This window comes from Kosakonia sp. HypNH10 (assembly GCF_029850615.1).
In the GTDB taxonomy this organism is placed as follows: Bacteria; Pseudomonadota; Gammaproteobacteria; order Enterobacterales; family Enterobacteriaceae; genus Kosakonia; species Kosakonia cowanii.
In genome coordinates this window covers 256,698-273,667 of sequence record NZ_JAOTIU010000006.1, presented here as the reverse complement: position 1 = coordinate 273,667, position 16,970 = coordinate 256,698, and the positions used below count along the sequence as shown (strand labels likewise).

The 16,970-nt window shown below is 58.0% G+C and carries 14 protein-coding genes; 3 read left to right on the top strand and 11 right to left on the bottom strand.

Features of this window, described 5'->3' with window-relative positions:
* Nucleotides 1-79 precede the first annotated feature (79 nt).
* The 9 genes from recC to rppH form a co-directional block, all read right to left on the bottom strand.
* Complete coding sequence (recC, locus tag N7V53_RS17810; RefSeq protein ID WP_023481133.1) at nt 80-3,451, bottom strand: exodeoxyribonuclease V subunit gamma; 3,372 nt, start codon at nt 3,449-3,451, stop codon at nt 80-82.
* A gap of 12 nt (nt 3,452-3,463) precedes the next feature.
* On the bottom strand, nt 3,464-3,787 hold the full coding sequence (locus N7V53_RS17805) for a prepilin-type N-terminal cleavage/methylation domain-containing protein (protein WP_279794298.1): 324 nt from the start codon (nt 3,785-3,787) through the stop codon (nt 3,464-3,466).
* Complete coding sequence (locus N7V53_RS17800) at nt 3,772-4,179, bottom strand: DUF2509 family protein (protein WP_279794297.1); 408 nt, start codon at nt 4,177-4,179, stop codon at nt 3,772-3,774. Before N7V53_RS17800 ends, N7V53_RS17805 begins: the two co-directional genes overlap by 16 nt.
* On the bottom strand, nt 4,176-4,739 hold the full coding sequence (locus N7V53_RS17795) for a prepilin peptidase-dependent protein (RefSeq protein ID WP_279794296.1): 564 nt from the start codon (nt 4,737-4,739) through the stop codon (nt 4,176-4,178). Before N7V53_RS17795 ends, N7V53_RS17800 begins: the two co-directional genes overlap by 4 nt.
* Entirely contained in the window at nt 4,733-5,194 is a 462-nt protein-coding gene (locus N7V53_RS17790; RefSeq protein ID WP_279794294.1) for a prepilin peptidase-dependent protein, read from the bottom strand. Before N7V53_RS17790 ends, N7V53_RS17795 begins: the two co-directional genes overlap by 7 nt.
* A 184-nt stretch (nt 5,195-5,378) precedes the next feature.
* Complete coding sequence (gene thyA, locus N7V53_RS17785) at nt 5,379-6,173, bottom strand: thymidylate synthase (RefSeq protein ID WP_279794292.1); 795 nt, start codon at nt 6,171-6,173, stop codon at nt 5,379-5,381.
* A 6-nt stretch (nt 6,174-6,179) separates the two neighbouring features.
* Nucleotides 6,180-7,055: a prolipoprotein diacylglyceryl transferase gene (lgt, locus tag N7V53_RS17780; protein WP_042713403.1), complete on the bottom strand. Its 876-nt coding sequence runs from the start codon at nt 7,053-7,055 to the stop codon at nt 6,180-6,182.
* Nucleotides 7,056-7,627: 572 nt separating this feature from the next.
* Entirely contained in the window at nt 7,628-9,874 is a 2,247-nt protein-coding gene (ptsP, locus tag N7V53_RS17775; protein WP_023481129.1) for a phosphoenolpyruvate--protein phosphotransferase, read from the bottom strand.
* 12 nt (nt 9,875-9,886) lie between these two features.
* A complete protein-coding gene (rppH, locus tag N7V53_RS17770; RefSeq protein ID WP_034813806.1) occupies nt 9,887-10,417 on the bottom strand; it encodes an RNA pyrophosphohydrolase in 531 nt (176 codons plus the stop codon).
* A gap of 680 nt (nt 10,418-11,097) precedes the next feature.
* Here rppH and mutH point away from each other — a divergent pair.
* From mutH to N7V53_RS17755, 3 genes are all read left to right on the top strand, one after another.
* Nucleotides 11,098-11,790: a DNA mismatch repair endonuclease MutH gene (gene mutH, locus N7V53_RS17765; protein WP_023481128.1), complete on the top strand. Its 693-nt coding sequence runs from the start codon at nt 11,098-11,100 to the stop codon at nt 11,788-11,790.
* A gap of 201 nt (nt 11,791-11,991) precedes the next feature.
* The gene (locus N7V53_RS17760; RefSeq protein WP_023481134.1) at nt 11,992-12,210 is read left to right on the top strand and encodes a YgdI/YgdR family lipoprotein; all 219 of its coding nucleotides are present in this window, start codon (nt 11,992-11,994) and stop codon (nt 12,208-12,210) included.
* Between the two features lie 133 nt (nt 12,211-12,343).
* Nucleotides 12,344-13,384 (top strand): NADP(H)-dependent aldo-keto reductase, encoded by a 1,041-nt coding sequence (locus N7V53_RS17755; protein WP_279794290.1) that lies wholly within the window; start codon nt 12,344-12,346, stop codon nt 13,382-13,384.
* Nucleotides 13,385-13,387: 3 nt separating this feature from the next.
* On the opposite strand, the gene lplT is transcribed toward N7V53_RS17755, so the two are convergent.
* The gene (gene lplT / locus N7V53_RS17750; protein WP_279794289.1) at nt 13,388-14,599 is read right to left on the bottom strand and encodes a lysophospholipid transporter LplT; all 1,212 of its coding nucleotides are present in this window, start codon (nt 14,597-14,599) and stop codon (nt 13,388-13,390) included.
* Nucleotides 14,574-16,733: a bifunctional acyl-ACP--phospholipid O-acyltransferase/long-chain-fatty-acid--ACP ligase gene (aas, locus tag N7V53_RS17745; protein ID WP_054803759.1), complete on the bottom strand. Its 2,160-nt coding sequence runs from the start codon at nt 16,731-16,733 to the stop codon at nt 14,574-14,576. Before aas ends, lplT begins: the two co-directional genes overlap by 26 nt.
* Nucleotides 16,734-16,970 lie beyond the last annotated feature (237 nt).

Sequence of the window (16,970 nt, the reverse complement as noted above, 5' to 3'; positions counted from 1 at the left end):
CGTCAGCACGCGTGTTATATCAGTCCGTGACCGTCGCGCATAATAAGGGATGGCTCCCCTCTGCGCAATTTTTATACCGTCAGGCGGGCTGATTGTGTCGATAAAGCGGTAACAGGAAACGCTGCGACTGCGCGGTAATCTCCGCGAAGTACTCCGGCTCCAGGGTTCGCCACAGACGCTGATACCAGACATCGGCACCTTCTCCGCTGACCACCATGTTGCCTTCATAGGCCTGCAAAAATTTGCTCTGCGCTTTTTGCAACGTCTCGTCGTCCTTTACCATGGCATCATTTGCTGCGTCATAACAGGCTTTTATCCACGCGCCACCGCTTTCCGGCAGCAGCAGCAGCGGTTTCGCCATCCCTTCGCGGTAGCCTTCAATCATCAACGCCAGGTAGCGCAGCGCCTCTTCAGGCGGCAACGGCGGGAAGCGCCACTGACCATCTTTGCGCACAAAGAGACGGCTCTCTCCCGTTCCGCCACTGGCACAGTAGACAAGATGTTCCAGCCAAAGTTGCAGACCCTGGGAGACCTTCAGCTGCGATGGACGCCAGCGCAGCAGCCCGTCCGGCTGCACGTGGGCCAGCCATCCGGTCAGGTGAACACCCGCGCAGTGCAGGTCGATTTCGAGGCTGTCTGCCGGTTGGCGATGCTCAATAACGCGGCTGGCCAGCGCCTGCATCTCTTTGCACTGCGTCTCCCAGACAATTTCACCAAACGCCCCGTATGGCAGCACACCCGCAGCCCGATAACGGCGGAACAGTTTTTCCGCGTCCTGCTCTTCAACCAGCGCATTCAGTAGCTCGTCGTTAAGCTGGTAGCGATCGAGGCCATCAAGAATGAATGGCTCGGCGTCCGGAATATCGCTCTCTTCCGGGCGGAAATTGACCCGCAGACGCATCTGGAAGAAGGCGCGCACCGGGTGCGCCCAGAAGCGCTGAAGCTGATCGAAAGCCAGTGTCTCCAGCGCTGGCGTCTCCAGCGTCTGGATAAAGGGCAGATGCTCTTCGCCCTGCAGGCTGGCGGCGGGCAGCCAGTCGCGGGCATAGCTCTGCCACTCATCCACCGTATAGTTAGCCGGATCAAACGGCATGCGGGTATGCAGATGAGTGATATGTGTCTTTACCCGCCGCTCGCTTTCGTCGCAGTTGAGCGCCTCATCACCCGGCAGATGGTGGCTCTGTCCGATATAGTCCACCAGCTCCTGCACCAGCACCGAAGGAAAACGCTCTTTGTTATCCTGGATCGAACGGCCTATATAGCTGATATAGAGCTGCTGCTGAGCAGAGATAAGTGCTTCGAGGAAGAGGTAGCGGTCATCATCACGGCGGCTGCGATCGCCGCGCTGCGGTTTCTGGCTCATCAGATCAAAGCCGAGCGGGGGAAGCGTACGCGGATAGACGCCGTCGTTCATCCCCAGCAGGCAAACCACTTTGAACGGGATCGAGCGCATCGGCATCAGTGTACAGATGTTGACCGGGCCGGCGAGGAACCGCTGGCTAATGCGCTCCTGATCGAGACGCTGAGCCAACTCATCACGCAGCAGAGAGAGCGGGACCGCTTCGCCATAGCTCGCGCCAACGCCCTGGGCGATGATTGCCTGCCACTGCTGCTCAATCAGCGCCAGCGCGGCTTCGGTCTCCTGATCCGGCAGGAAGAAGTCATTAAGCATCTCCCGGCAGACCGGTAGCCACTCCTCCAGCGGGCGCTCTTCGGCAAGACCCCGACGCCAGATATTGAGTTGCATCAGCAGCGAGGCCAGGTGACCGACCAGCTCCGCAATCAGCCCGCTCGACTCGTCATAAGGAAGAATTGACTGCCACTCGCCCCGGTGGCTCTCCATGGCGTAGCCGAGCAGCATACGCGTCAGGCCAAACTGCCAGGTGTGCTGCCCGGTTGGCGGCAGTTCGAGTTCGCGCACGTTGTCATCATCCATACCCCAACGAATGCCGGACTCGTTTACCCACAGGCGCAGGTAGCGCAGCCCCTCTTCAGTAATGTTGAAACGGGCCGCCAGCACAGGCACATCCAGCAGGGCCAGAACATCTTCCGAGACGAAGCGGCTGTCCGGCAGGGATAAGAGGCTGATAAAGGCTTGCAGCGCGGGGTGAGCCTGACGTGCGCGGCGGTCCGATACCGCATAGGGGATGTAGCGCTCACCGCTGGCGCTGCCAAACACCGCCTGAATATAGGGGCTGTAGCTGTCGATATCTGCCACCATCACCACGATATCGCGCGGCGTCAGTTCAGGATCCTCCTCCAGCATCGCCAGCAGACGATCGTGCAGCACTTCCACTTCCCGCTGCGGGCTGTGGCAGATATGCACCGTGACGCTGCGATCCTCTGGATCGAGCAGGCGCTTTTTATCGCTGCGCGCAAACTCTTCTGCCGTGACGCCGGCTACCGCGCTGTTTTGCAGCTCAAGGATGTCATATTTGAGGTTTTGCAGCAGCGACCCAGGCGTGATGTCGACAAAAGCATCCAGCTCTTCATAACGCTCCATCCCCGCCAGCAGAAAGATGTTGTCACGCCCGAGCTTGCCCCAGGAGGCCAGCAGGGGGTTACCCACATCCTGCTCCCCTTCGCCATTGAACAGACCTTCCGCGCTTTGCGTATCGCGGAAAAGAGGGAACTGCCGGTCATCCCGGTGATGACGGCGGCGGCGCGTGACCAGCCGTGCGAGAAACGCCGGATCTTTGATATCGCCCCAGTAGTAGCGGCAGGGATTAGTAAACAGAAGATGCACATCAATATGTTTGCCCAGCGCCTGCAGGGCTTGCAGATAGACGGGCGGCAGCGCGGAGATGCCGCAGATAAAGACGCGCGCAGGCAGCCCGGCAGGCGGCTCTTTCGCCGATTCAAGCCGGGAGATAAAGCGCTGATACAGGTTGGCGCGGTGCCAGTGGGGCTGGCCTAACTCGCGCGTATGTTCAACCAGTGCGCGCCAGAGCGGTGCCTGCCAGCGCTGCGCATCGTCCAGCCCGTCGACCCTTTCACCCGCCTCCCAGCGCGTCAGCCACTCCGGGCGATAAACCAGGTACTGATCGTAGAGATCCGCCACGCGTGAGCAGAGCTGGAACAGTTTGCGCTTGTCATCATCATCGTGGAGATAGTGATGCAGCATGGCAAAGTCCTCATGCTCCAGCAGCGCAGGCAGCAGCGACATTAACTTCCAGCTCATACTCTGTTTGTTGAAGGCGCTCTCTTTGGGAATGTCCTCCAGGACGGTAACGAACATCTCCCAGATAAAGCTCGCGGGCAGCGGAAAGGTGATATTGGCGGCGATGCCAAATTTTTGCGCCAGGGTCATCTGCAGCCACTGCGCCATACCGGTGCTTTGCACCATGATCACTTCCGGCGCAAAGGGATCGTCGAGCCTATCATGCTCAACGATAAACTCCATCAGTGCTTCAAGCACATCCAGACGATTGGAGTGATAAACCCTTAACATACGTGCTCCTGACTACTGACTATTTGGGCAAAAAAGTTGCGTCATTTTCCCCTGCCTGCCCAGCGGCGAGATAACGGTGACGTTGATGCTGACACATCCTTCTGTTGTTGTCTGCCCCCGTGAAACCTGCCAGCCCGCAGGAAGCGGCGTCGCGTGAGGTTGAGCCTGCTGCCACGCATAGCGCCAGAGCTGTCGCCACTGGCTGGTGGCTGAAAACCCGGCGGACAGCGCGCGATGATACCCGCCAAGTGCAGTGACCACCATCACCATCAGCATCATCGCCAGCAGGACTTCCGTCAGGCTAAAACCTCGCTCCCGGTTCAGGGAAGTTGACATAATGCACTCTCCTTAATGGGGCAGAAATCGCTCCAGCCGTGGGGCGAGAAGCGAACCGTCTCACCCTCTACGCGCCCAAGCCGCCATAATGCGGCCTCTGCGCTGGCGGCGATCAGCAGGGCGGAGCCGTCGGCAAAAATACGCAGGCAGCTTCGCACCCCCTCTGCATCAGGTTGCAGGCATTGCAGCACGGGCACTGACGGCCATTGCCTGTGGCGCGCCGCCTCCATCGCCGATAGGACCGCTGCGCTGCTGCGTATCCCCTGCCCTTCACGATTGACCCGCCAGATATGGCTGGTTAGCTGCTGGTTAAGACCGTTGAGCATCAGGCTGCCCAGCAGCAGCAACAGCAGCACCAGCGCCAGGGAGGATACGCCGCGCTGCCGATTCACAGGTTATACCCGGTGACGGTTAATTCACCGCTCACCGTTTTCTCAGTTGCGCCCGGCAGGCTTGCGGCAAGCAGAATGGTGAGCTGTGGCGCAAAGCCTGCCGTCTGGCGCTGGGTCACGCTAAAGCGCTCGACGTGCATCTGCGCCGGATCGGTGACTTTTTCCCACCCTCGCCCGCTGCAGGAGGCCGCGCCGCGTAGCGTTTCGAGCGCGCCGTTTTGCAGGCGAAAGGCCGTTTGTTCAGCGTCATTACTGGATGCGCCCTCCCAGCGACCGTTGCTGTTGGCATCCCACTGTGCAATAACGCACTCCCCTTTGGCGCTGATAAAAAGCGGCTGACCATTGCAACTCCCATTGCAGTAACCCGCACGCTGGAGGTGTTTGGCGACTGCACGCAGACGCTGCCAGAGGTCATCCTCGATGGTCTGCAGCCGGGTGTGCTGCATAAGGGCAATTTGTAGCCCGGGCAGAAAGCGGGCGGAAGCAAGCAGCAGCACACTACCGATGGCCATCGCCAGCAGCGTCTCTAACAAAGAGAAACCACGCTGAACGTTTAACATACACTCCCTCCCCCAGGCTGACACATTCTGATCCTTCCCCATGCGGAAACAACCACCCGCCACTCACCGGCGCTGCTGCGCAGGCGGATATGCCCCGGCCAGGCGGTATTGCGTAAACCATAAAAGCCGAGCGACGGCGTGACATCAGCCAGTGCTATGTCCGGCCAGGCCGGGCGCATCATTAAAGCCTGCTGCGCTGAGCAACGCGCCGCCGGTGCGTTAAGCAAGCACCACTGATCCCCTTCCTGCACGCTGTAAACAACCTGGGACTGGTTGTGCCAGTTGGCCTCTTCCCGCAAGCGCTCAAGGAAATGGCGCGCCTGCAGGGCGGTTTGCCACAGCCGCTGCTGTGCTTGCCAGCTCTGCCAGCCGGAAATCCCCGCTGCGCTAAGGATGACAATCAGCGCCACGGCAACGAGGGTTTCAATCAAGGTAAAGCCATCTTCTTTTTTCATGGCGGCAGTCTGTCGCCGGGGACGTTATTCGTCGAGGGAGAAAAGGCAGGTTTACGAGGCGTTACGCAAGGAAAAAAGAGGATTGCAGCGGGTTACATAAAGGCTGGAAGCTGTGCCGAAAAAGTGATTTGCAGGCAAAAAAAACCGGCACGTTAACGCGCCGGTTGTGTCAGGCTGAGCGAGGTCAGATAGCGACCGGCGCTTTGATCGCAGGGTGCGGATCGTAGCCTTCGATCTCGAAGTCTTCGAAACGGTAATCAAACAGTGAAGCAGGTTTACGTTTGATAACCAGCTTCGGCAACGCACGCGGTTCACGGCTCAGCTGCAAGCGCGTCTGTTCTAAGTGGTTGCTGTAAAGGTGCGTGTCGCCGCCTGTCCAGACAAAGTCACCCGGCTCCAGGTCACACTGCTGCGCCATCATATGCACCAGCAACGCGTAGCTGGCGATATTGAACGGCAGGCCGAGGAAGACGTCGCACGAACGCTGGTAGAGCTGGCAAGAGAGCTTGCCATCTGCCACGTAGAACTGGAAAAAAGCGTGGCACGGAGCCAGCGCCATTTTGTCCAGTTCGCCGACGTTCCACGCCGAGACGATAATGCGGCGCGAGTCAGGATCGTTTTTCAACTGCTCAATGACCGTTGAAATCTGATCGATATGGCGGCCGTCCGGCGTAGGCCAGGCGCGCCACTGTTTGCCGTAGACCGGGCCCAGATCGCCATTTTCATCGGCCCATTCGTCCCAGATAGAGACCTTGTTCTCACGCAGATAGGCAATATTGGTATCGCCCTGCAGGAACCACAGCAGCTCATGAATAATTGAACGCAAATGGCAGCGCTTGGTGGTCACCAGCGGGAAGCCGTCCTGCAGATTAAAACGCATCTGATGGCCAAAAATAGACAGCGTGCCTGTCCCGGTGCGGTCATTTTTCGGGGTGCCTTCGTCAAGCACCTTTTGCATCAACTCTAAATACTGTTTCATGGTTCCTCAGGAAACGTGTTGCGGCGAACGATGGCGGTACGCCCAGATCATCATGATGGCGCCTGCAATAATCATCGGAATGGAGAGGATCTGCCCCATGCTGATGTACTGCACCCACTCGCCGGTAAACTGGGCGTCGGGCTGGCGGAAGAACTCAACGATGATACGGAACGCGCCGTAGCCAATCAGGAACAGGCCGGAGACCGCGCCGGTCGGGCGAGGTTTACGGATAAAGAGGTTAAGAATGATAAACAGCACCACGCCTTCCAGCGCCAGCTCATAGAGCTGGGACATGTGGCGCGGCAGAACGCCGTAGGTATCAAAAATCGATTGCCACTCCGGATGAGAAGGCAGCAGCGCCATGTCTTCCGCACGCGAGCCAGGGAACAGCATGGTGTATTTGAAGGAGGGATCGACACGGCCCCAGAGCTCGCCGTTAATGAAGTTACCCAGGCGACCCGCGCCGAGGCCAAACGGGATCAGCGGCGCGATAAAGTCGGCGACCTGGAAGAAGCTACGTTTGGTGCGTTTAGCGAAGATGATCATCACCACGATCACGCCAATTAAGCCGCCGTGGAAGGACATGCCGCCGTCCCATACGCGGAAGAGATAGAGCGGATCGTCGAGGAAGAGCGGGAAATTGTAGAACAGCACGTAGCCGAGACGGCCACCGAGGAACACCCCGAGGAAGCCTGCGTAGAGCAGGTTTTCAACTTCGTTTTTGGTCCAGCCGCTGTTCGGGCGGTTAGCCCGGCGGGTTGCCAGCCACATAGCGAAAACAAAACCGACCAGATACATCAGACCGTACCAGTGCAGGGATACGGGTCCGATGGAGAAAATCACCGGATCAAAATCCGGAAAATGCAGATAGCCACTGTTCATCTGTCACCACAACTTGTTGTTATTCCGCCGAAAGTGGACAGCGGTACACCGACGCGGTCGCGCCTGGCGGCCGCTCCAAAGCTGCGAATCATAGCATAAGGCACACCAGGCAGGTTGCCGCTATGTTGTAAAAGTTATGTATAAACGAAACGGCACAGGCCGGAGATTCAGTGCCGAGCGCTTGCCGGATGGCGCTGGCGCTTATCCGGCCTACGAACGGCAAAGCCCGGGGCGTAACCTCTGCCGGATGGCGCTGCGCTTATCCGGCCTACGAACGGCAAAGCACGGAGCGCAACCTTTGCCGGATGGCGCTGGCGCTTATCCGGCCTACAAACGGCGAAACTCGGTGCGTAATTTCTGCCGGATGGCGCTGGCGCTTATCCGGCCTACGAAAGGCAAAGCATGGTGCGTAACTTCTGCCGGATGGCGCTGTGCTTATCCGGCCTACAAAACAACGCTTATCTGGCCAACGAAGAAGGTCTGCCCTGGTAGGCCTGATAAGGCGAAGCCGCCATCAGGCATATTGCCCGCAGAGCCGAAAGGCCGGCTCTGCGGGCATACTAAACCGCCGCTTAAATCCCACCGCGGATCAGCCCGCCGAGGCCGCGTCGCTCCATAAAGGCGGCAATCTGGTGGCGCACTTCGGTTGTCAGTTGGGATTCCAGCGCGCGCTGCGCCAGCGCCTGCACCTCTTCGCAATCAATGCGGCGCAGCAAATATTTAATACGCGCCACCGAGCGACCATTCATGGAAAGATGCCGGTAGCCCATGCCAATCAGCAGCGCAACGCACATTGGATCGCCGGCCATTTCGCCACATAAACAGAGATCGATGCCCAGCCGTTCAGCCTCGCCTGAAATCATCGCCAGCGCGCGCAGCACCGCCGGGTGCAGGCTGTCGTACATATTCGCCACGCGGGTATTGTTACGATCGACAGCAAGAATGTACTGGGTTAAGTCATTGGTGCCGACAGAGATAAAATCGACGCGGTTAACCAGGTGCGACAGCATAAACACCATCGAGGGGACTTCCAGCATCACGCCGATACGCGGTTTCGGGATGGCATAACCGATCATCTCTTCCACTTCCCGCCCGGCACGCTCTATCAGCCTGCGCGCCTCATCAACCTCATCAATGCTGGTGATCATCGGCAGCAGGATGCTGAGGTTGCCGGTTGCGGCGTTTGCCCGCAGCATTGCGCGCACCTGGATCAGGAAGATCTCCGGCTGATCGAGGGTAATACGAATGCCGCGCCAGCCAAGGCAAGGGTTCTCTTCGCTGATGGGCATATAGGGAAGCTGCTTGTCGGCGCCGACATCCAGCGTACGCAGCGTCACTGGCTTGTCGTTAAACATCTGCAACATGCCCTGATACTGCGCCACCTGCTCCTCTTCGGAGGGAAAACCGCTCTGCAACATAAAAGGAATTTCGGTGCGGTAGAGCCCGATGCCATCGATTCGCTTGCCCAGCTTCTCTTCGTGGGCAGGGCTTAACCCGGCGTTGAGCATCACTTTAACCCGTTCGCCGCTGCTTAAGCGGGCTTCGAGGTTAACGTCATCTTCGGCAAGACGGCTTAACTCATTCTCTTCCGTGATAAGACGCTGGTACTCCTGCAGCAGTACCGGTTCAGGATCGACCAGCAGCTCGCCGCGATAGCCATCAACGATCAGCGTCCGCCGATGCAGGGCTGAAGGCTGAATATCCGCCCCCATAACCGTAGGAATACCCAGCGCGCGCACCATAATCGCGGCATGAGAGTTGGAAGCACCATCGCGCACCACCACGCCCGCCAGCCTGTCATGGGGCAACTCGGCAAGCGTGGTTGCAGAGAGTTCGTCTGCCACCAGCACGAAGCGTTCCGGCCAGCTATTCGGCCCCTGAATATTGTCATCGAGATGGAACAGCAGGCGCTGGCCGAGGGCGCGCAGATCGCCCGCGCGCTCTTTCAGATAGCCATCACTGAGGGCGGCAAACTGCGCGGCAAAGCTCTCAATAACGGTTTTTACCGCCCATTCGGCGACCACGCCGCGATCGACCTCTTCAAACAGCTCGCGGCGAAGACGCGCATCGGAGAGCAGGTGTGAATAGAGATCAAAGATCGCCGCCGTCTCTTTTTGCGCGCCGGCGGAGAAGCGTTTGCTGTAGCGACGAAACTCATTCGCCGCCTCTTCCAGCGCGGTCGTTAACCTTTCCCGCTCAAGGGAGGTGTCCAGCGTCGAGGCCGGGTAAACCTGCTCCATCAACGGCAGCGTCTGATCCATCCACCCTTCGGCAATCGCCACGCCGGACGAGGCAGGCAGCGCACGAATACGGGTCTGACGATACTGGCCAAACAGGGCGGTTAGCTGAGACTGGGAAAGAATACCCGCCATCTGGGTGGCGAGGGTAACAAGGAAGGACTCTTCGCTCTCGTCGTACTGGCGAATTTCGCGCTGCTGCACCACCAGTACGCCAAGCAACTGGCGGCGCTGAATAATCGGCACGCCGAGAAAGGCGCGAAACCGCTCCTCTTTCACCGAGGGGATAAATTTAAAGCTGGGGTGCTTTTGCGCATCGGCAAGGTTGATAGGTTCCGCCAGCCTGCCTACCAGGCCGACGATACCTTGATCGAATGCGAGCGTAACAGTGCGGCCGCGCGGCTTTTTCAAACCGCGCGTCGCCATAAGATAGAAACAGCGCCTGTCGTGATCTGCGAGATAGACCGAACATACTTCGGTTTCCATCGCCAGACAAACGTCGGTAACCAGTATCTCCAGCGCTTCGTTAAGACGTGGCGCGCTGGCAACTTTCTCAACAATCTCTCGCAGTCGGGTGAGCATAATGTGGGTGGCTTAACCTCGTTTCCGTCGCCAGGCAGGCGCGCTTTGCGGCTTCACAGGAGTCTCCTGAAGCGCCAGCACAGCGGCTGCAAACTCTTTCATCACCCGCCGGTAGACGTCGCGTTTAAACGACACAACCTGGCGAACAGGATACCAGTAGCTCACCCAACGCCAGCCATCAAACTCGGGTGTACTGCTGGTTTGCATATTGATATCGCTGTCGTTGCTCATCAACTGCAAAAGAAACCATTTCTGTTTCTGGCCGATGCAAACCGGCTTTGTGTCCCAACGCACCAAACGTTTCGGTAACTTGTAACGCAACCAGTTACGGGTAGAAGCAAGGATACGAACATCTTTACGACTTAAGCCCACTTCCTCGAACAGCTCCCGGTACATGGCCTGCTCCGGAGATTCTCCAGGATTGATTCCCCCCTGGGGAAACTGCCATGAGTGCTGTCCGAAGCGTTTGGCCCACATGACCTGACCCTGTCGATTACAGATTACGATTCCCACATTTGGGCGGTAGCCATCGTCATCAATCACCGGACTACCTCAAAATAAACCTGAATAAAGCGATTGTTTCACACTCCCGGAAAACGGTAAACCACTCTATGACAGGGAGATAAACGAATAACAATTGAATAACTCACAGTTATCATCACACTTATAAACAGACCTGCGTCACGCCCAGGGGTTTTATTCACCTTTTCTGTGGATAGAGTTGTGAAGAAGTATGGAATTACCCAGGGAAAACCCAGAGTAGTCTGAATAATGGCTTAAGATGCGCAAAAAATTACTCTTCGTAATTCATTGGTTTAGTGCATCAAACACCCCGCTCATCCGCCGTTTTGTGACGATCGTCACGCTTAGGATCCTGGCGTTGATGAAAGATCGAGCAGAGCCGAATTTATCCACAGATTATGCCACTAAGTTAGGCACATTTTGTGCAAAAATTCGATTTTGCTCCCGCGTCAAGGCTGTAAATGGAAACAGTAGTCGTGGTTATTCCCACTTATCCCACTTTTCTGTGGATAACAGGGTGTAAGATCCTGTTCATTGTCAGTGACCAGATTTGGAAAACCTCGCGGCCTGTTGCGCAACACGCGAACCACGCAGATAAATTCGCTTATAAATCATTGCATTGCTCTTTTTTCCCGGAACACGATAAACTTCTGCCGTGCGGTGGAAAACTGCTGTCTATTTTTTAACCAAAAGGTTTTAGCATGTGTGTAATCGCCCCTCTCACCTCTCCCCCCGAAACCGAAGCGCAGCTGCTGGCGCAGGCGCAGCGGCTGGCAGGCTATACGTTAGGCGAGCTGGCTGAACTTGCCGGAATGCCGACGCCGCGCGATCTGAAGCGCGACAAAGGGTGGATCGGCGTTCTGCTGGAGCGCTGGCTGGGGGCGAGCGCGGGCAGTAAGCCGGAGCAGGATTTCGCGGCGCTGGGCGTCGAGCTAAAGACCATCCCGATAGATCCGCTGGGCGGTCCGCTGGAAACCACCTTTGTCTGCGTAGCGCCGCTGACCGGCAACACGGGTGTGGTGTGGGAAACCAGCCATGTCCGCCATAAGCTCAAACGCGTCTTATGGGTACCTGTCGAGGGATCGCGCACCATTCCGCTTGCTGAACGTCGGGTGGGATCGCCGCTGCTCTGGAGCCCGGACGCCGATGAGGAGCAGCAGTTGCGCCAGGACTGGGAAGAGTTAATGGATCTGATCGTGCTCGGCCAGGTCACGCGCATTACCGCCCGTCATGGCGAAGTACTCCAGCTGCGCCCGAAAGCGGCCAACAGTAAAGCGTTAACCGAAGCCATCGGCGAGCACGGTGAGCCGATTCTCACCCTGCCGCGCGGTTTTTATCTGAAAAAGAACTTTACCCGCGCGCTGCTTGCGCGCCATTTCGCGTTATCGACTTAGTCAGTTTTTAGCGGCTAAAACACCGCGCTTCGCTGCTCATTAGAGCGCGGCCAGGACCCAACGCAACGCGCCCGTTTTATAACGGCTTGACTGGAGGTTTGCGCCCTCTCAGCAATAATTTTCAGATAATCCCGCTTTTTCATCGCATAAGGGCACGTTATTACTACACTTCTGTGAGGAAAAGCCGAGAGGATACGAACAATGAAGAAGTGGGCAGTGATTATTTCCGCGGTCGGGCTGGCATGCGCCGTCAGCGGTTGCAGCAGCGATTATGTGATGTCGACCAAAGACGGCAGAATGATTCTGACGGACGGTAAGCCGCAGATTGATGATGACACCGGGCTGGTGAGCTATCACGATCAGCAGGGCAACAAAATGCAGATTAACCGCGATGACGTATCCCAGATTATTGAGCGCTAAAAATTCCCTATAAAGGTCAGTAACCTGCTGGCCTTTAATCCATTTTTTCCTTTCCCTTTTGCTTCCCCTCTGCCATGGTTATATTCCTTTGTCAGCTCAACTGACGTGGCATGTTTGTTTAAGGAAGCCGGCTATGCACTATCACCGTATCCCCCACAGTTCGCTTGAAATAAGCACCCTCGGGCTGGGCACAATGACGTTTGGTGAACAAAACAGCGAAGCCGACGCCCATGCACAGCTTGATTACGCGGTCAGCCAGGGCATTAACCTGATTGATGTCGCAGAGATGTACCCCGTCCCTCCGCGCCCGGAAACCCAGGGCCTGACGGAGACCTGCGTCGGCAACTGGCTGGCGAAACGCAACAACCGCGAAAAACTGGTTATCGCCTCGAAAGTAAGCGGCCCGAGCCGCAACAGCGATAGCGGCATTCGTCCGAACCAGGCACTCGATCGCAAAAATATCCGCGCCGCGCTTGATGAGAGCCTCAAGCGCCTGCAAACCGATTATCTCGATCTCTACCAGGTTCACTGGCCGCAGCGCCAGACCAACTGCTTTGGCAAGCTGGGCTACAGCTGGGTTGAGAGCGCGCCGGTCATCACCTTACTGGAAACGCTGGAAGCCCTTACCGAGTGCCAGCGCGCCGGTAAAATCCGCTATATTGGCGTCTCCAACGAAACAGCGTTTGGCGTGATGCGCTACCTGCAACTGGCGGAGAAGCACGAGCTGCCGCGCATTGTGACGATCCAGAACCCCTACAGCTTGCTGAACCGCAGCTTTGAAGTAGGTCTGGCGGAAGTGAGCCAGTATGAGGGCGTTGAACTGCTGGCCTACTCCTGCCTGGCGTTTGGTACGCTGACCGGCAAATACCTGAACGGGGCGAAACCGGCAGGTGCGCGCAACACGCTGTTCAGCCGTTTTACCCGTTACAGCAGCGAACAGTCACAAAAAGCGGTAGCGGCCTATGTCGATATTGCGAAACGGCACAATCTCGATCCGGCGCAGATGGCGCTGGCCTTCGTGCGCCGTCAGCCCTTCGTCGCCAGCACCCTGCTGGGCGCGACGACGATGGAGCAGCTGAAAACCAACGTTGAAAGCCTGCATCTTGATTTGAGCGATGAGGTGATCGCGGAGATCGAGGCGGTGCATCAGGTCTACACCTACCCCGCTCCGTAAAAGTTACCGGCGGCGCTGCCAGATCCACAGCGCCGCAATCGCCAGCGCAAACAGCACCCCAAACCCGATACCGGTTCCCACCACCGGCACGCCCACTTTGATGGCCAGTGAGTAAAGCCCCAGCATCAGCAGCATGGCGGTGTTTTCACCGAGGTTCTGCACGGCAATGGCGTTGCCCGCACCGACGGACTCCTTACCAATCGCCTGCAACAGCGCGTTGAGCGGCACCACGAAGAAACCGCCGAGCACGCCAATCAGCATCAGCACGCCATAAGCAGGCAGCAGAGCGTGTTGTAGCGAGAAGATCACCACCGCGATACCAATCAGCACCCCGGCCGGCATACAGCGGGAGACTTTTTCCAGCGTCACCAGCTTCGCCGCCAGCCCGGCACCGACCACAATGCCGACGGCTACCATCGCGTTGAGGTAGGTCGGCGTGGCGTTATCCGTAAGACCGAGCGCTACCGGCACCCACAGCACCAGCAGGAAACGCAGCGTCACGCCCGCACCCCAGAAGAGGCTGGTACCCACCAGCGAGAAGCGGGTCTCCCCGTTCTGCCACAGGCTTTTGCAGGCGCTGAAGAAGCTGGCGGTCATCGGCCCGAAGCGCCACGAGCGCCCGGGGCGCGCCGCAGGCAGTTTCGGGATCAGCAGATTGGCAACCACCGCCCCGGCGTAGACCAGCGCACAGACGCCGACCGCTGCCAGCACATGCCAGTCGGCCAGTACGCCGCCCGCCACCGAGCCAATCAGGATCGCGGCAATGGTCGACGACTCCATCAGGCCATTCGCCTTCACCAACTTATCGCCGGTGGTGATCTCGCCGAGAATGCCATACTTCGCCGGGGAGTAGGCCGCTGCGCCAATGCCCACCAGCAGGTAGCCGACAAACGGGTTAACCCCCACGCAGATACTCGCCGCGCCCAGCAGTTTCAGGGCGTTGGCAACCATCATCACGCGCCCTTTGGCAAAGCTGTCGGCTATCTGGCCGACAAACGGTGCGAAAAGAATGTAAGCGCCCACAAACACCATTTGCAGAACGGGCTGGCTCCAGTCGGGGTAAAACTCCGCTTTCAGCAGCGCCAGCGTGGCAAAGAGCAGTGCGTTATCGCCAAATGCCGAGAGAAACTGGGCGGCAATCACCGCCATCATTCCTCGCGACAAAAGCGGCGAGTTAGCGCTCACTGACTCATGCGTGTTCGGTTTCTGCCTCATCCACCACTCCTTTCAGGGTCACGAAATCGGGCTTGCCGCTGCCCAGCACCGGCAACTGTTTCAGGAAACGGATATCACGCGGAACGGCCAGCTCCGGTACGCCCTGCGCGCGCGCCTGCTGTTGCAGCTTGTCGCGCGTCAGTTCGCTGTCGGTGGTGAACATCACCAGCGCCTCGCCTTTGCTGGCGTCGCTTTTCACCACGGTGGCGTGCATTTTCTCCGGCGAAACGGCTTGCGCCAATTGCTCCACCATCTCCAGCGAAATCATCTCGCCGGCGATCTTGGCGAAGCGTTTTGCGCGGCCCTGGATCTGCACAAAGCCCTGCTCGTCGAAGCGCACGATATCACCGGTGTCATACCATCCCGGCTCCATCTCGCCGTTAATATTTTCCGCCATCGGCGCTTCCAGCACGCCGGGGTTCTCCACCCGCAGATAGCCGGTCATTATGTTTGGCCCTTTCAGTTGCAGGCGGCCGCCCTCTTCAATGCCCGGCACCGCCATTAAGCGTGCGTCCATGCCCGGCAGAATGCGCCCGACCGTGCCCGGTTTCGCCGCCATCGGTACGTTGATGGAGACCACCGGCGCGCATTCGGTCACGCCGTAGCCTTCAAGGATGCGCAGGCCAAACTTGTCCTGCCAGATCTGGCGAGTGCTCTCCTGCAATTTCTCCGCCCCGGCAACCACATAACGCAGGCGGTAAAAATCATACGGGTTGGCAAAGCGGGCGTAGTGACCAAGGAAGGTGGACGTGCCAAACAGCACCGTGCAGTTACGGTCATAGACCAGCTCCGGCACAATGCGGTAATGCAGCGGGCTCGGGTAGAGGAAGACCTGCGCGCCGGTAAACAGCGGCGTCAGCAGGCCAACCGTCAGGCCGAAAGAGTGGAAAAGCGGCAGCGCCGACATAAAGCGGTCATTGGCGGTGAAATCGGCAATGGTACGGATCTGCTCGACGTTCGCCAGCAGGCTCTTATGGCTGTGCACCACCCCTTTCGGGTTGCCCTCTGAGCCGGAGGTAAAGAGGACCAGCGCCGGATCTTCCGGTTTCTGCTCCACCTGCGCGCGATGCGGCATCAGCAGATGGCGGAAAATCCACAGCTTATCTTCAAAGGTGACATCCCCTTTCAGATCTTCGAGATAGACCCAGCGCACCTGAGTAAGTTGCTCCGGCAGATGCCAGAGCTTGCCCTTATCCATAAAGGTGCGGGAGGTGAAGATGGTTTTGATTTGCGCCGCGGTAATCGCGCTGCTCATCCCTTTCACCCCGGCGGTGTAGTTCATCATCGCCGGAATGCGCCCGCGCGCAATGGCACCAAAGATCACCGCCGCGCTGATGCCGGCGTTCGGCAGCATCAGGCCGATTTTCTCGCCCTGCGCGCTGTATTTATCGAGGATGCGTGCCACAAAGAGGGTTTTGGTCAGCAGCTTGCGGTAGCTGTCCGGCGTAAAGTTGATATCTTCCACGCAGGGCTTGCTGGCACCGTAACGGTACTGGGCGCTGAGCAATGCTTCGAACAGCGTTTCGCGCGGGCGCACCGCCATGCGGGCTTCCATCATAATCTGGTGCAGCATTTCGCCGGCAATCTTGCGGCGATCACGCGCACGCGGCGCATCCGGCATCGGCAGCTGCGTCGGCGGCAGAATATGCAGGGTAATGCGCGGGAAGAGGCGCTGTTTAACCAGCCCTTTCAGGCGGCTGAAGAAGGTCAGCTCCGCACCATCAATACGCAGCGGGATGACCGTCGCGCCGGATTTCGCGGCGACAAAACCGGCCCCTTCATAAATCTTCATCAGCGAGCCAGACACGGAGATGCGCCCTTCCGGGAAAATCACCACCGGGCGGCCTTCGCCAATCAGGCGAACCAGATGTTTAACTGACATGGGCTTGGTCGGGTCGAGAGGGACAAAATCGATGATTTTGCTGACCCAGCGCATATACCACTGCTCGCTAATTGAGGTGTAGACCGCAAAGACCGGACGCCCGGGAAGGAACAGCGCCAGTAAAATGCCATCAATAAATGAGACATGATTGGGGGTGATTAATACCCGGTCGCCGTTTAAAGGCGCGGTATCACCGGTCAGCTGTACACGGAACAAGACGCGAAACAGGCCGCGGAAAAAGCCCAGTAGCATTTCAACTCCTTTTGCCAGTCATTGAGGCATGTGATTCAGAGTCTGGCAGATTACATGAGAAGTGCGGAGGGATAAAACGCAGGCAAAAAAAAACCTGCGCGTCCGCGCAGGTTGGTGCAATCAATAAGTACGAAAAGCGTACTGAATAAATCACCAATCAATACCTCTGGGACGTCGATTGTCACCTGCGCCTGGATGCGCTACCAGCGGGAAAAAGCAAGAGAATGAGCCGAAGTG

Bases quoted from the DNA above. Each gene is read 5' to 3' on its own strand.
- recC (WP_023481133.1), bottom strand. From the start codon at position 3,451: ATGTTAAGGGTTTATCACTCCAATCGTCTGGATGTGCTTGAAGCACTG.
- N7V53_RS17805 (WP_279794298.1), bottom strand. From the start codon at position 3,787: ATGTCAACTTCCCTGAACCGGGAGCGAGGTTTTAGCCTGACGGAAGTC.
- N7V53_RS17795 (WP_279794296.1), bottom strand. From the start codon at position 4,739: ATGTTAAACGTTCAGCGTGGTTTCTCTTTGTTAGAGACGCTGCTGGCG.
- N7V53_RS17790 (WP_279794294.1), bottom strand. From the start codon at position 5,194: ATGAAAAAAGAAGATGGCTTTACCTTGATTGAAACCCTCGTTGCCGTG.
- thyA (WP_279794292.1), bottom strand. From the start codon at position 6,173: ATGAAACAGTATTTAGAGTTGATGCAAAAGGTGCTTGACGAAGGCACC.
- lgt (WP_042713403.1), bottom strand. From the start codon at position 7,055: ATGAACAGTGGCTATCTGCATTTTCCGGATTTTGATCCGGTGATTTTC.
- ptsP (WP_023481129.1), bottom strand. From the start codon at position 9,874: ATGCTCACCCGACTGCGAGAGATTGTTGAGAAAGTTGCCAGCGCGCCA.
- mutH (WP_023481128.1), top strand. From the start codon at position 11,098: ATGTGTGTAATCGCCCCTCTCACCTCTCCCCCCGAAACCGAAGCGCAG.
- N7V53_RS17760 (WP_023481134.1), top strand. From the start codon at position 11,992: ATGAAGAAGTGGGCAGTGATTATTTCCGCGGTCGGGCTGGCATGCGCC.
- N7V53_RS17755 (WP_279794290.1), top strand. From the start codon at position 12,344: ATGCACTATCACCGTATCCCCCACAGTTCGCTTGAAATAAGCACCCTC.
- lplT (WP_279794289.1), bottom strand. From the start codon at position 14,599: ATGAGGCAGAAACCGAACACGCATGAGTCAGTGAGCGCTAACTCGCCG.
- aas (WP_054803759.1), bottom strand. From the start codon at position 16,733: ATGCTACTGGGCTTTTTCCGCGGCCTGTTTCGCGTCTTGTTCCGTGTA.